This is a genomic window from Fulvimarina fulva (assembly GCF_039652615.1).
GTDB lineage: Bacteria > Pseudomonadota > Alphaproteobacteria > Rhizobiales > Rhizobiaceae > Fulvimarina.
Genome location: NZ_JBDJAC010000008.1, coordinates 135293 through 148524 on the forward strand (window position 1 = coordinate 135293; position 13232 = coordinate 148524).

Below are 13232 nucleotides of genomic sequence, written 5' to 3' on the forward strand. Positions count from 1 at the left end.
ACCTGCAAGCTCCAGGAAGCATGAAGAGCTGCCGGCGTCTCTCAGCGCCGGCCGTATTCTCTTCTCATCACGATCGCGCGATCAGCCGAGGACCGGCGACCATGCCGGATCGGATGCGAACCCGTTCGTGGGTACTTTCTGCTCGTTGCGTCCCGACAGGTCGATCGACCAAAGCTGTGGTCCAGCGCCGCCTCTCTGGTCGCGGAAGAACATCAGCACCCGGCCGTTCGGCGCCCAGGTCGGCCCCTCGTTGTGGAAGCCGCTCGTCAAAATGCGCTCGCCCGACCCATCAGGCCGCATCACGCCGATCTGGAACTGGCCACCCGACTGCTTGGTGAAGGCGATGAGATCGCCGCGCGGCGACCAGACGGGCGTCGAATAGGAACCGTCACCGAAGGAGATGCGCTGCTGGTTCGAGCCGTCGGCGTTCATCGTGTAGAGCTGCTGGCGTCCGCCACGGTCGCTTTCGAAGACGATTTTGCCGCCATCGGGCGAATAGGAGGGCGAGGTGTCGATCGCCGCCGTATTCGTCAGACGCTGGGTCGCTCTCGAGCGCAGGTCCATGGCATAGATGTTGGCGTTACCGTCCTGCTGCAGGCTCATCACCACCTTCTGGCCGTCCGGCGAGAAGCGGGGCGAGAAGGTCATGCCCGGAAAGTTGCCGACGATTTCCCGCTGGCCCGTCTCCAGTTGAAGAAGATAGACGCGCGGCTCACCGTTGCCGAAGGACATGTAGGTGATTTCCTGCCGGTTCGGCGAGAAACGCGGCGTGAGGACGAGGTCCTGGCCTTCGGTCAGGTAGCGAAGGTTCGCGCCGTCCTGATCCATTATGGCGAGGCGCTTGACGCGGTTCGCCTTGTCGCCGCTTTCCGAAACGAACACCACACGGCTGTCGAAATAGCCGTTCTCGCCGGTGATCTGCTTGTAGATCGCATCGGCGATGATGTGGGCGATGCGGCGCCAGTCGTTCGGATCGGCGTAGAACTGCTGGCCGTCCATCTGCTGGCCGGCGAAGGTGTCCCACAACCGGAACTCGACACGGAGGCGTCCATCGGCTTCACGCGCCACCCGGCCGACGACAAGCGCCTGGGCGTTGATCACGGTCCAGTCCTGAAAGTTCGGCGAGGCGTCTGGCGTCAGGTCCGTCTGGATGAAGGCGGTCTTGTTGATCGGGGCGAAGAGGCCTGAGCGCTTCAGATCGGCCTCGATGACGCTGGAAATCTGCGCGCCAAGACCGTCCTGCGATTGAAAATCTGTGATCGCGATCGGCAGCGGCTCGACATTACCGCCGGAAATATCGATCGTCACCCGCGCCTGGGCGGTCCCGACTGTCAGGAAGCATGCCATGCCGAGGGCGACCAGCGTCGCGGAAAGAAACCGCATGATGCTCGTCCGGGAGAAGTCCATTGTCGTCCTGTCCCTAAAAAATAAGGTTGTGGTACTCGGCGCCTGTCGCGCCGCTTCGTCAGTAGCTGTCGCCGGGTCGGAAATTGAAGGTCAGTTCCGACCAGGCGTCATAATTGTCGGCAGAAAGCTGGTAGCGTCCCGTTTGGGCGCAAATGCGAACGGCGCGGACGGCGCTGTCTTCATAAGCGCGACGTGTTGCAGGATCGCCACCCGAGGCAGTTGCGCGGGGGAGGGATTGCAGCGTCCCGTCCCGCTCCAGTTCGAACGAGACCTCGATGACGATGCCATCCGCTCCGAACGAGCCCGAGGGTTCGTACCAGCAGTCCTTCGTCGCCCGGCGAAGCGCGTCGACCTCGCTGGTGCTCAGCGATGATCCGGTCGTCTGGCGTCCGCCGAGCGCGGCAGTCCGCTGCTCGCGCTTTGCGCCGCCGCCGGCCGACTTCTCCTTGTTGAGGAGCGCGGCGATCTGGTCTGCGTCGAAGGCCTTTTCATCAGATTGCGTCTCGGTCGGCTTTTTCGGCTCCGGTGTTTCCTTGGGCTCAGGCCGCTTCGGCGGCTCCGGCTTGGCTTCCGCCACCTGAACCGGCTTGGGGCGTTCGGGTTTGTTCTTCGGCAGAGGTATGTTCTGAGGCGGTGCCGGCACCGGATCCGGTTCCTGAGCCGCCTGTTCGATCGCCTCGGTCACGGGGTCGGGAGCCGGCGCTTCCGGTTCGCTCGCAGTTGCCTGCGGCTCCGGCTCCGGCTCTGGCTCCGGCGCGGGGGCAGGCTCCGGGGCGACCTCGGGCTCCGGGATCGGATCGGGCAGGGCGGGTTCCGGCTGAGCCTCGGCCGCCGCCGTCTGAATGGTTTCGCGGGGTGCTGCGCGCGGCGCGGGCGGCGCTTCGAGATCGACCGTGTTCTGGCCGGCATTCTCTGCGTCCGGCACAGGGTTGGAGGTATCCTCCGTGGGCTCCGGCGCGCTTACCTCGGCCATCGGGGCGTCTTCCGCACCCTGGACCATTTCGGAGAATTCTTCGACCGATATGATGTCCACCGGCAGGCTGTCGTCCGAAATCGGCATGGGTTCGGGTGCCGACAGGGCCCAGAGGCCCCAGGTCAGCACGACCCCATGCACGATTGCGGATACTGTGAGCCCGGTCTTCATCGGTCCTTCTTCGTATTGGCGTCCATGGCGCGCGTCAAAACTCGCCTTCCGCGGCCGGAGCCGCGCATCGCCATGATCCTCAAGTGTTTCTCTCTTGATCGGTCACGAGACCGATATTGCGGAAGCCTGCGGCGGAAATCCGCGCCATGACCTTCATCACCGTGCCGTAGTCGGCGGACTGGTCGCCGCGCACGAAGATGCGTTCCTCGTAGCCGGCCTGAGCGATCGCCTGCAGCTTGTCGACGACTTCCTCGACCGGAATCTCGGTGTCGTTGAGGAAGACGGTCCCGCCCTGGTTCACGGAAATGGTGATCGGCTGGGTTTCCGAGTTGATCGCTTTTGCCTGCGTCTCCGGCAGCTTGATGGGCACGCCGACGGTCAGCATCGGGGCCGCAACCATGAAGATGATCAGAAGCACCAGCATGACGTCGACCATCGGCGTCACGTTGATCTCGCTCATCGGCGCGCGGCGGCGCGAGCCGCGCCCACGACGGCGCGAGCTGGCCCCGCCCGATGTTCCTGTCGACATGCCCATGATCGCTTGCCTCTCGAAGCCGGGATTTTCTTGAAGGTTAGGCTGCGGTGCGAACGCTCTGACGCTCGTCGATCTGTCGCGACAGGATCGAGGAGAACTCGTCGGCAAAGGACTCCATCCGCATGCCCAGCTTGCCGGCGTCCGCGGTGAGCTTGTTGTAGGCGATCACGGCCGGGATCGCGGCGACGAGGCCGATCGCGGTGGCAAGGAGAGCCTCGGCGATACCCGGTGCGACGACGGCAAGCGAGGTCTGCTGGGAGCCGGCAATCGCCTGAAACGAGGTCATGATGCCGATGACCGTGCCGAAGAGGCCGACGAAAGGCGCAGCCGACCCGATGGTGGCAAGAAAGCCGAGACGGGATTCCAGTTGATCCATTTCGCGGGCCAACGTCACGTCCATGGCCTTCTCGATGCGCTGCTGCAGACCGACAGGCGAGCGCGCGCCCTTTTCGAAGCTCTTTTTCCACTCGCGCATGGCGGCGACGAAGACGGCCCCCATGCCGGAAGGCTTGCGGTCCGCCAGCGTCTGGTAGAGTTCTTCCAGCGAGCGGCCGGACCAGAACTGGTTTTCGAAATTGTTGAGCTGCCGGCGCATGGCGGCGTAGCGCATCGTCTTGTCGACGATGATTGCCCAGGTCCAGACCGAGGCGACGATGAGCCCGATCATGACGAGTTTGACGATAAGGCCGGCCTGCCAGAAGAGGTCCCACATCGAGACCCCGGCCGCATGGCTCAAGCCTTCGGTGACGATATTGTCGCCCATTGTCCCCAATTATCCCTTGCCGGCGGCAGGTCTTCGCGGATCGCGGATGCCGGGCCTCGATGGTGCCTTGGCGAGCCGTTCGCCGCTTCCGGGTTCGCTCGTGCCCCTCCGGCCCGAGCCCTCCGTTGACCAGTGAACGGTTTCGATCGGTTCGAACTTTCAAGAACCGGCGCGAAACCTGCCGTTTGTCTCAAATGCCGTTCATCCACCCTTGCCGTTCCCTTATCGAAATGAATTCGGTCAAAGAATGGCGAGCGACCGGAGGTCCGGTCCGTGTGGGATTATGAAAGGGTTATGGTTAACGTCCGGTTAGCGCGCCGGGTATCTGCCGCGCTGCACATTCCGGCCATCCGTTCGGGCAGGTGAAAACCGTGCCGGAAACGCCGGTCTTGCATGCTGGTGGACCGTGCATCTGGGTCCGCATTGTCTTCTGTGAACGAAGCGGCTGACAAATTGAACCGACGCGCTCAATTCCGCGATGGAATGCTCGGTAACCGCGTTGTTGAATTCCGCGTGACGCGCGCAACCTTCGTGTTATGCCATGGCCAGATCCGGCGAGAGGCTTTGAATCGGCCATTTCGCCGCAAAACCGCCGCTTGCCATTGGCAAGAGGACGGGGAATACTTAACTCCGATGACGTTGCGCGGGCGGTTCTCGCGCCGCCAGGCCAGGACGACTGATGAACCAGAACTTCCGTAACTTCGCGCTCTGGGCGATCATTGCCCTCTTGCTGATTGCGCTGTTCCAGCTGTTTTCAAACGGCTCGCAGAACGCCAATTCACGAGAAATTCCGTATTCGCAGTTCCTGTCGGATGTGGATTCGCAGCGCGTCTCCGCGGTCACCATTCAGGGCCAGAAGATTACCGGAACCTTCACGGATGGCAGCAAGGGCTTCCAGACCTATGCGCCGGACGACGCCAATCTGGTTCAGCGGCTGGAAAACAGCCAGGTGCGGATTACGGCGGCGCCTCCCGGCGACGACACGAATCCAATCTGGTCGATGCTGCTCTCGTTCGGTCCGATCCTCCTCATTCTCGCGGTCTGGATCTTCCTGATGCGCCAGATGCAGGGCGGCGCCGGCGGCAAGGCGATGGGCTTCGGAAAGTCCAAGGCCAAGCTCCTGACCGAGGCGCATGGCCGTGTGACCTTCGCCGATGTGGCCGGTGTCGACGAAGCCAAGCAGGATCTCGAGGAGATCGTCGAATTCCTGCGTGAACCCCAGAAGTTCCAGCGCCTTGGCGGCAAGATTCCCCGCGGTGTCCTTCTCGTGGGCCCTCCGGGTACGGGTAAAACGCTGACCGCGCGTGCTGTCGCCGGTGAAGCGGGCGTGCCGTTCTTCACCATCTCCGGTTCGGACTTCGTCGAAATGTTCGTCGGTGTCGGCGCGAGCCGCGTTCGCGACATGTTCGAGCAGGCCAAGAAGAACGCGCCCTGCATTATCTTCATCGACGAGATCGACGCCGTCGGTCGTCATCGTGGCGCCGGTCTCGGCGGCGGCAATGACGAACGCGAGCAGACCCTCAACCAGCTCCTCGTGGAGATGGACGGCTTCGAGGCAAACGAGGGCATCATCCTCATCGCCGCGACCAACCGCCCGGACGTTCTCGATCCGGCGCTCTTGCGTCCCGGCCGCTTCGACCGTCAGGTCGTCGTGCCGAACCCGGACGTAACCGGCCGCGAGAAGATCCTGAAGGTCCACACCCGCAACACCCCGCTTGCGCCGAACGTCGATCTGAAAACCATCGCGCGCGGTACGCCGGGCTTTTCGGGTGCCGATCTCGCCAACCTTGTCAACGAGGCCGCGCTCATGGCCGCTCGTCGCTCCAAGCGGCTGGTCACGATGCTTGAACTGGAAGACGCCAAGGACAAGGTCATGATGGGTGCCGAGCGCCGGTCCATGGCGATGACCGAAGACGAGAAGATGCTGACCGCCTATCACGAAGCCGGTCACGCCCTCGTCGGCATTCACGTGCCGGGCAACGATCCCCTGCACAAGGTGACGATCATTCCGCGCGGCAGGGCCCTCGGCGTCACCATGAACCTGCCGGAACGCGACCGTTACGGCATGCGCAAGAACGAGATGGAAGCCCGTCTCGCCATGATCTTCGGTGGCCGTGCCGCCGAGGAGATCATCTACGGCGAGGAAAATGTGACGACCGGTGCGTCCAACGACATCCAGCAGGCCACCAACATGTCCCGCGCGATGGTCATGGAATACGGTATGTCCGACAAGCTGGGCCGCTTGCGCTACAAGCAGAATCAGGACGAGGTCTTCCTCGGCCACTCGGTCGCCCAGCAGCAGAACATGTCGGAGGACACGGCGCGCCTGATCGATTCGGAGGTCCGCGGGATCGTCGAGGTCGCCGAGAACAAGGCAAGACAGGTTCTCAACGACAACATCGATCAGCTGCATCTTCTGGCAAAGTCGCTTCTCGAATACGAGACCTTGTCCGGCAAGGAAGTCGACGACCTGCTTCACGGCCGTCCCCTGACCCGCGACATGGGTGACGACACGCCGCCGAGCCGTGGTTCCTCGATCCCCAAAGCCGGTACGTCCCGTCCAAGCCATGGGGGGGAGACCGACGAGGGCGGCATGGCGCCCCAGCCAACCTGATCGGGACTGGTGACAGCCCATTGTGATTGCGCGATGCCGAGGCTCTCGGCATCGCGTTTTTGCGTGGATGCACCAAAAAATTGCCAAGCGCCCCTGCGCGGGCTAGGTCTCATCATATGCTGACGCGCTATTACCACCATCCGATTTTCGTCGAACATCTGACCGGCCCGGGTCATCCGGAGAGGCCGGAGCGGCTTGTCGCCGTCGAACAGGTCCTGGAAGACGAATGTTTCCAGCTGCTCGACCGGGAGCTCGCCCCCGAAGGCGAACTCGAATCGATTACCCGGTGCCATCCGCACAAATACGCCGAAGCGGTCGCCAAGGCGATCCCGGAGGAGGGGCTGGCGCGGATCGACGGCGATACGATCATCAGTCCGAAGAGCTTCAAGGCGGTGATGCATGCGGTTGGTGCCGCGACCGCTGCGGTCGACGGCGTTGCTGCCGGGGATTGCAAGAATGCCTTCGTCGCCGCCCGCCCGCCCGGCCACCACGCCGAGCAGGCGACGGCCATGGGCTTCTGCCTGTTCAACACCGCCGCCATCGCCGCCCGTCACGCGCAGGCCGTTCATGGACTTGGCCGCGTCGCAATCGTGGACTGGGACGTCCACCACGGCAATGGCACGCAGGACATCTTCTGGTCCGATCCGAGCGTGATGTATTGCTCCACCCACCAGATGCCGCTCTATCCGGGCACGGGCGCGAAATCCGAGACAGGCGAGGGCAACATCGTCAATGCCCCGCTTGCCGCTGGCGATGGGGGCGAGAAGTTCAAGGAAGCCTTCGAGACCCGCATCCTGCCTGCGATCGACGAATTCCGACCGGAGCTGATCATCATTTCAGCCGGTTTCGATGCTCACTTCCGCGATCCCCTCGCCAACCTGCAGCTGACCGAGGCCGATTTCGACTGGGCGACGGGCAAGATGATGGATGCGGCCGCGACCCATTGCGACGATCGGCTGGTGAGCGTGCTCGAGGGCGGCTACGACCTTCAGGGGCTCGCGGTTTCGGTGAAGGCCCACGTCAAGCGGCTGCTCGAAGGCTGAGATTGCCACATCAGTTAGACAAAGAGAATCCATGGCCGACGAACAGACCGACGACATTCCAGCGGACGATTCCGATATCAAGCGCATGAGCTTCGAACAGGCGATGGCCTCGCTGGAGCGCATCGTCAGCGATCTCGAACGGGGCGACGTGCCCCTCGATCGCTCGATCCGCATCTATGAGCGTGGCGAAAAGTTGAAGAACCATTGCGACCGGTTGCTCTCGGCCGCCGAGGACAAGGTGGAAAAAATCAAGTTGAACCGGGCCGGCAAACCGACCGGAACCGAGCCGCTCGACACGGAATAATAGACAATGGTTTCCCTTGCTCGCTGGCTAGGGGCCGCAAACAACATTCACGGGAAACGATTTGACGCAACGGGTTAGCGTGCCAAAGGCTTGATCGGAATCCCCTGAACACGATTTACATACCGAACGGTTCCAAAGAGCCAGATGTCCTGGCCGGCCGAAAGCAGTATGAGGTTCTCGCGCAGTGTCCCAAACCTTGAACACACCGCTTCTCGACCAGATCGATACCCCCGCTGATCTGCGTCGGTTCAAGGAAAGTGATCTCAGCCAGATCGCGGACGAGTTGCGCGCCGATCTCATCGATGCCGTATCGCAGACCGGCGGGCATCTGGGCGCCGGCCTCGGGGTCGTGGAGCTCACCGTCGCGCTCCACTACGTATTCAATACGCCCGATGACCGGCTGATCTGGGATGTCAGCCATCAGGCCTATCCGCACAAGATCCTGACCAAGCGCCGCGAGCGCATGCGCACGATCCGTCAGGAGGGCGGTCTTTCGGGCTTCGCCAAGCGCACGGAGAGCGAATACGATCCGTTCGGGGCCGGCCATTCCTCGACCTCCATCTCCGCCGGCCTCGGCATGGCGGTCGCGCGCGATCTCGACGGGGGCAAGAACAACGTCATCTCGGTGATCGGCGACGGCGCGATGAGCGCCGGCATGGCCTATGAGGCAATGAACAATGCCGGCGCTTTGGATGCCCGGCTGATCGTGATCCTTAACGACAACGACATGTCGATCGCGCCTCCGACCGGTGCGATGAGCCACTATCTTGCCCGGCTGGTGTCCGGGAAGACTTACCGCACGCTCAGAAACCGGGCGCGGGACCTGACCCAGCGCCTGCCGGACTTCTTCCGGGAGGGCGCCCGCAAGACCGAGGAATATACGCGCGGCTTCTTCACCGGCGGCACGCTGTTCGAGGAACTGGGCTTTTACTACATCGGCCCCATCGACGGGCATGATCTCGATGCGCTCGTGCCAGTCCTGAAGAATGTGCGGGACGCCGAAACCGGTCCGATCCTCGTCCATGTCGTGACGAAGAAAGGCAAGGGCTACGACCCGGCGGAGAACTCCGCCGACAAGTATCATGGCGTCTCGAAGTTCGATGTGATCACCGGCACCCAGTCGAAGTCGAAGGGGAATGCGCCGAGCTATACCAATGTCTTCGCATCGAGCCTCATCGAAGAGGCGCGGCACGACGACAAGATCGTTGCGGTCAATGCAGCGATGCCAGCTGGAACGGGTCTCGACAAGTTCGCCGAACTCTATCCGACCCGCACCTTCGACGTCGGTATTGCCGAACAGCACGCGGTCACCTTCTGCGCCGGCCTTGCGACGGAGGGCTACAAGCCCTTCGCCACGATCTATTCCACCTTCCTGCAACGCGCTTACGACCAGGTGGTCCACGACGTTGCGATCCAGCATCTTCCTGTGCGCTTCGCGATCGATCGTGCAGGCTATGTCGGTGCCGACGGCGCGACCCATGCCGGTTCCTTCGATACGGCCTTTCTGTGTCCGCTTCCCGGTTTCGTGGTGATGGGTGCTGCCGACGAAGCCGAACTCCGGCACATGGTCCGCACGGCTGCGGCCTATGACGAGGGCCCGATCTCCTTCCGCTATCCGCGCGGCAACGGCACCGGTGTCGAAATGCCGGAGCGCGGCGAGGTGCTGGAAATCGGCAAGGGCCGTCTGATCAAGGAAGGCTCGAAGATCGCGATCCTTTCCTTCGGCACGCGGCTTGGCGATTCGCTTGAGGCCGCCGAGGAACTCGATGGTTACGGCCTTTCGACGAGTGTTGCCGATGCGCGGTTCGCAAAGCCACTCGACACGGATCTGATCGAGCGGCTCGCCAAGAACCACGAGGTTCTGATCACGGTGGAGGAGGGCTCCAGCGGGGGCTTTGCCGCGCAGGTGCTCCAGCATCTCGCCAGCACCGGACTGCTCGACGCTGGGCTGAAAATCCGCCCGATCGTCATGCCCGACACCTTTGCCGATCATGGGGTACCCACGAAGATGAATGCCGATGCCGGGCTCGACAAGGCGGGCATCGTCTCCACGGTCTTCCGCGCGCTCGGCCGCGAGGAAAGCGAGGCCGCGAAGCGCGCGTAATCGGCCGACTTCAACGTGACTGTTCGCCTGCGCGGCCACCATCTTCTGTGCATCCTCACCTATGTGGGGAAGGGCTATTCCGAGCGCTTCGTTCAGAATTACAACCAGATCGCAAAGCGCCTGAACCTCGGGGAAGCGGTCGAAATCATCGAGGGACCCGATGATATCTGCGCACCGCTTCTCGGCGATGGCGATGCCCATTGCTTTCGGGAAAGTGTCGCGGAGCGCGACAGGGTGGCCCTGCGGAATTTGAGCGAAGTCGTGGCCCGCGACTTGCGGATCGGGAGGACCATCGCAATCGATGCCGAGTGGTTGGCCACGGCGCGTTCCCTCTTTCAGGCGGGGAGCGTTCGCAAAGCTTGCCTCGGTTGTGAGTGGCACGACCTTTGCTCCGAGGTCTCGTCGTGCGGTCGGGCCGAAGTCCTTGTGACAGGCCATGGATAGGCTCTCGGACGGCTCTCATACGAAATCCGTTTGATCGCTTTGCGATAACGGATTTAAACAACGTGTCTGCGCCGCGCGGGCTTCGATACTGTACCCGGCCTGATCAGCTGGGTACGATATAAACGCATCTCGCAAGCGAGTTTCGAAGGGCCGCGCTTGCGCCTTGCCCTTCGCCGGCTCACATTCGGCCCAATGATCACATCCGATTCGCCCCCTTCCGATCCGCCGGCCGCTGCCACCGGTGCAAGTCAACGTCTCGATCAGGCGCTCGTCGCCCGGGGGCTGATGCCGACGCGCTCGCGCGCGCTCGACGCCATCAAGCGCGGCGGGGTGACGGTCGATGGCAGGCCGGCGCGCAAGGCGTCGCTGATGGTTGCCGCCGAGGCCGAGATCGCCGTCGACGATCCGGCGGCGGCTTACGTCTCGCGTGCCGCGCTGAAGCTGATTGCCGGGCTCGACGCCTTCACCATCGATCCAGCCGGCATCGAATGCCTCGATATCGGGGCCTCGACCGGTGGTTTCAGCCAGGTGCTTCTGGAGAGGGGTGCGGCCCATGTGGTCGCGGTGGACGTCGGCCACGACCAGATGCATGAGAGCTTGCATGATGAGCCCCGTCTGACGGTGATCGAGGGTCTCAACGCGCGCGATCTTTCGGAAGACGACCTCGAGGGGCATATCCCAAGCCTCATTGTCGCCGATGTCAGTTTCATTTCGCTCACTCTGGCCTTGCCGCCAGCCCTGGAAATTGCGGGCGAGGCGGCGCGCGGACTGTTTCTCGTGAAACCCCAATTCGAGGCAGGCCGGGAAGCGATCGGCAAAGGCGGGCTTCTGAAGGCGCCGGGGACCGCCGGGGCCGTTGCCCAGAGCGTTGCCGACTGGCTCGCAGAACAGCCCGGATGGAGGGTCGACGGGCTCATCGCCTCGCCGATCGAAGGGGGCGACGGCAACCGGGAATTCCTGCTTGCGGCGACCAAGAGCGGGGAGACGGCATGAGCCGTGAGGTGACGATCGATCGGCTCGGCGCCCAGGGCGACGGCATTGCCGAGACGGGGAATGGCCAGCTGTTCGTGCCATTCACGCTGCCCGGCGAGGTGGTCCGCGCCGATCTCTTCGATGGAGAGAAGCGCGGAACGCCACTGGAAATCCTGACGGCGTCGAGCGAGCGCGTGAGCTCGCCCTGTCCGCATTTTGGCCAGTGCGGGGGCTGCGAGCTTCAACATGCCTCGCCGGGCTTTTATGCCGAATACAAACGCGGAATCGTCGTCGAGGCATTGTCGCGCCACGGGATCGAGGCGGAGGTCGCGCCGCTGGTGACCTGCGCGCCGGGCACGCGTCGGCGCGTGACGCTGACGGCGGTTCGCGCCGGTACCAACGCGCAGCTTGGCTTTCATGAAGCTCATTCGGACCGCGTCGTATCGATCGGTCCGTGTCCGGTCGCGATGCCGGGGATCGTTGCGGCGCTTCCCGCCCTCGAAAAGCTTGCAACGATCCTGATCGACCGCAAGGCGCCGCTGAAGCTGACGGTGACCCAGACCGATACCGGGCTCGATATCGCTGCGAGCGATGCCGCCAAACTCTCCGAGGAGCGTCATCGACAGGCGGTGGCCCATGCGCTCGCGTCCAAATTCGCGCGACTGACGTCGAATGGCGAGGTTCTGGTCAAGGCCCGGCCGCCCCAGGTTTTCTTTGGCGGAATCGCCGTCGAGCCGCCGCCCGGAGGCTTTCTCCAAGCGGTGGCGGCAGCCGAGGACCATATGGCCGAGCTGGTTCTCAGCCATCTCGCCAAGGCGAAACGCGTCGCCGATCTCTTCGCCGGGTCCGGGGCTTTCACACTGCGCCTTGCGAGGGGCGCGAAGGTCCATGCTGTCGAGGGTGAGGCGGGCGCGCTTGCAGCCCTTGATGCAGCGTCCCGGCAGGAGTCCGGCCTGAAGCCAATCACCCATGAGCGGCGGGATCTCTACCGCCGTCCGATGACCGTGAAAGACCTGAAACCTTACGACGGCGTCGTCTTCGATCCACCGCGCGCCGGTGCCGAGGGTGTCGCGAGTGCGCTCGCCGCATCGACCGTGAAGCGTGTCGCAGCCGTCTCCTGCAATCCGCAGACGCTCGGCCGCGATCTGCGCATCCTCATCGATGGTGGTTACCAGCTGAAATCGGTGACACCGATCGATCAGTTTCTCTGGTCCCATCATGTGGAGGCGGTCGCGCTTCTGGAGCGTGGTCGTTGACCGAATTCCTGACCGAGTACGGTTACGGTTTCATCGTCGTGGTCGTACTTTTCGAGTCGCTCGCTCTGCCGCTGCCGGGCGAGAGCCTCGTCGTGGCGGCGGGCATGCTGGCAAGCAGCGGCAAGATGAACATCCTGCTGGTGCTTGGCTCCGCGTTCCTGGGTTCGGTCCTCGGCGACAATATCGGCTATTTCATTGGACGGCGCTACGGACGAGCGGCCATCTTGAAGTGGGGCGACAAGGTCGGCTTCGACGAAGACAAGCTGAAAATGGTCGAGGAGAAATTTCAGTCCTACGGCTTCATCATCGTCCTGATCGCCCGCTTCGTCTTCATCCTGCGCCAGCTGAATGGCTTTGTCGCGGGAATGATGCACATGAACTGGCTACAGTTCCTGCTCTACAACGCCATCTCGGCCGCCTTGTGGACGGCCGCCTATGGGCTTTCGGCCTATTACTTCGGAAAGGCGCTGACCCATTTTCTCGACGTCCACTCGATCTGGGCGATCATCGGAATCTCGGGATCGATCTGTGCCATCGGCATGTATGGCACCTACAAGGTGCTGTTCGACGCCAAGAAGCAGAAAAAGGCGAAGGTTGACGAGCAGAAAGCTAACTCGCAAGACGAGGACGGGGAGACGGCTTGAAA

At 63.0% G+C, this 13232-nt stretch carries 12 protein-coding genes; 8 read left to right on the forward strand and 4 right to left on the reverse strand.

Annotated elements, in window-relative coordinates:
* Positions 1-81: 81 nt before the first annotated feature.
* From tolB to tolQ, 4 genes are all read right to left on the reverse strand, one after another.
* Positions 82-1347, reverse strand: a complete 1266-nt coding sequence (gene tolB, locus ABDX79_RS12735) for a Tol-Pal system beta propeller repeat protein TolB (RefSeq protein WP_463671172.1) — start codon at positions 1345-1347, stop codon at positions 82-84.
* Positions 1348-1465: 118 nt separating this feature from the next.
* Entirely contained in the window at positions 1466-2551 is a 1086-nt protein-coding gene (locus ABDX79_RS12740; protein WP_346220671.1) for a hypothetical protein, read from the reverse strand.
* Positions 2552-2630: 79 nt separating this feature from the next.
* The gene (gene tolR, locus ABDX79_RS12745; RefSeq protein WP_346220672.1) at positions 2631-3086 is read right to left on the reverse strand and encodes a protein TolR; all 456 of its coding nucleotides are present in this window, start codon (positions 3084-3086) and stop codon (positions 2631-2633) included.
* 37 nt (positions 3087-3123) lie between these two features.
* Positions 3124-3849, reverse strand: a complete 726-nt coding sequence (tolQ, locus tag ABDX79_RS12750) for a protein TolQ (RefSeq protein ID WP_463671165.1) — start codon at positions 3847-3849, stop codon at positions 3124-3126.
* 679 nt (positions 3850-4528) lie between these two features.
* Here tolQ and ftsH point away from each other — a divergent pair.
* The 8 genes from ftsH to ABDX79_RS12790 all read left to right on the forward strand — a co-directional run bounded on the left by ftsH (position 4529) and on the right by ABDX79_RS12790 (position 13230).
* Entirely contained in the window at positions 4529-6463 is a 1935-nt protein-coding gene (ftsH, locus tag ABDX79_RS12755; RefSeq protein WP_346220673.1) for an ATP-dependent zinc metalloprotease FtsH, read from the forward strand.
* Positions 6464-6579: 116 nt separating this feature from the next.
* Positions 6580-7506 (forward strand): histone deacetylase family protein, encoded by a 927-nt coding sequence (locus tag ABDX79_RS12760; RefSeq protein ID WP_346220674.1) that lies wholly within the window; start codon positions 6580-6582, stop codon positions 7504-7506.
* A 31-nt stretch (positions 7507-7537) separates the two neighbouring features.
* Positions 7538-7810 (forward strand): exodeoxyribonuclease VII small subunit, encoded by a 273-nt coding sequence (locus ABDX79_RS12765; RefSeq protein ID WP_346220675.1) that lies wholly within the window; start codon positions 7538-7540, stop codon positions 7808-7810.
* A gap of 184 nt (positions 7811-7994) precedes the next feature.
* Positions 7995-9914, forward strand: a complete 1920-nt coding sequence (gene dxs / locus ABDX79_RS12770; protein ID WP_346220676.1) for a 1-deoxy-D-xylulose-5-phosphate synthase — start codon at positions 7995-7997, stop codon at positions 9912-9914.
* A 15-nt stretch (positions 9915-9929) separates the two neighbouring features.
* Complete coding sequence (locus ABDX79_RS12775; protein ID WP_346220677.1) at positions 9930-10358, forward strand: DUF1284 domain-containing protein; 429 nt, start codon at positions 9930-9932, stop codon at positions 10356-10358.
* Between the two features lie 192 nt (positions 10359-10550).
* Positions 10551-11351, forward strand: a complete 801-nt coding sequence (locus tag ABDX79_RS12780; protein ID WP_346220763.1) for a TlyA family RNA methyltransferase — start codon at positions 10551-10553, stop codon at positions 11349-11351.
* Complete coding sequence (locus tag ABDX79_RS12785; protein WP_346220678.1) at positions 11348-12586, forward strand: class I SAM-dependent RNA methyltransferase; 1239 nt, start codon at positions 11348-11350, stop codon at positions 12584-12586. Before ABDX79_RS12780 ends, ABDX79_RS12785 begins: the two co-directional genes overlap by 4 nt.
* The gene (locus ABDX79_RS12790; protein WP_346220679.1) at positions 12583-13230 is read left to right on the forward strand and encodes a DedA family protein; all 648 of its coding nucleotides are present in this window, start codon (positions 12583-12585) and stop codon (positions 13228-13230) included. The genes ABDX79_RS12785 and ABDX79_RS12790 overlap by 4 nt, the downstream gene beginning before the upstream one ends.
* The last annotated feature ends 2 nt before the right edge of the window (positions 13231-13232 follow it).

Excerpts from the sequence above, each read along its gene's own strand:
- ABDX79_RS12780 (WP_346220763.1), top strand. The coding sequence starts at position 10,551 with ATGATCACATCCGATTCGCCCCCTTCCGATCCGCCGGCCGCTGCCACC.
- ABDX79_RS12760 (WP_346220674.1), top strand. The coding sequence starts at position 6,580 with ATGCTGACGCGCTATTACCACCATCCGATTTTCGTCGAACATCTGACC.
- tolR (WP_346220672.1), bottom strand. The coding sequence starts at position 3,086 with ATGGGCATGTCGACAGGAACATCGGGCGGGGCCAGCTCGCGCCGTCGT.
- ABDX79_RS12740 (WP_346220671.1), bottom strand. The coding sequence starts at position 2,551 with ATGAAGACCGGGCTCACAGTATCCGCAATCGTGCATGGGGTCGTGCTG.
- ABDX79_RS12785 (WP_346220678.1), top strand. The coding sequence starts at position 11,348 with ATGAGCCGTGAGGTGACGATCGATCGGCTCGGCGCCCAGGGCGACGGC.
- ABDX79_RS12765 (WP_346220675.1), top strand. The coding sequence starts at position 7,538 with ATGGCCGACGAACAGACCGACGACATTCCAGCGGACGATTCCGATATC.
- tolQ (WP_463671165.1), bottom strand. The coding sequence starts at position 3,849 with ATGGGCGACAATATCGTCACCGAAGGCTTGAGCCATGCGGCCGGGGTC.
- tolB (WP_463671172.1), bottom strand. The coding sequence starts at position 1,347 with ATGGCATGCTTCCTGACAGTCGGGACCGCCCAGGCGCGGGTGACGATC.
- ftsH (WP_346220673.1), top strand. The coding sequence starts at position 4,529 with ATGAACCAGAACTTCCGTAACTTCGCGCTCTGGGCGATCATTGCCCTC.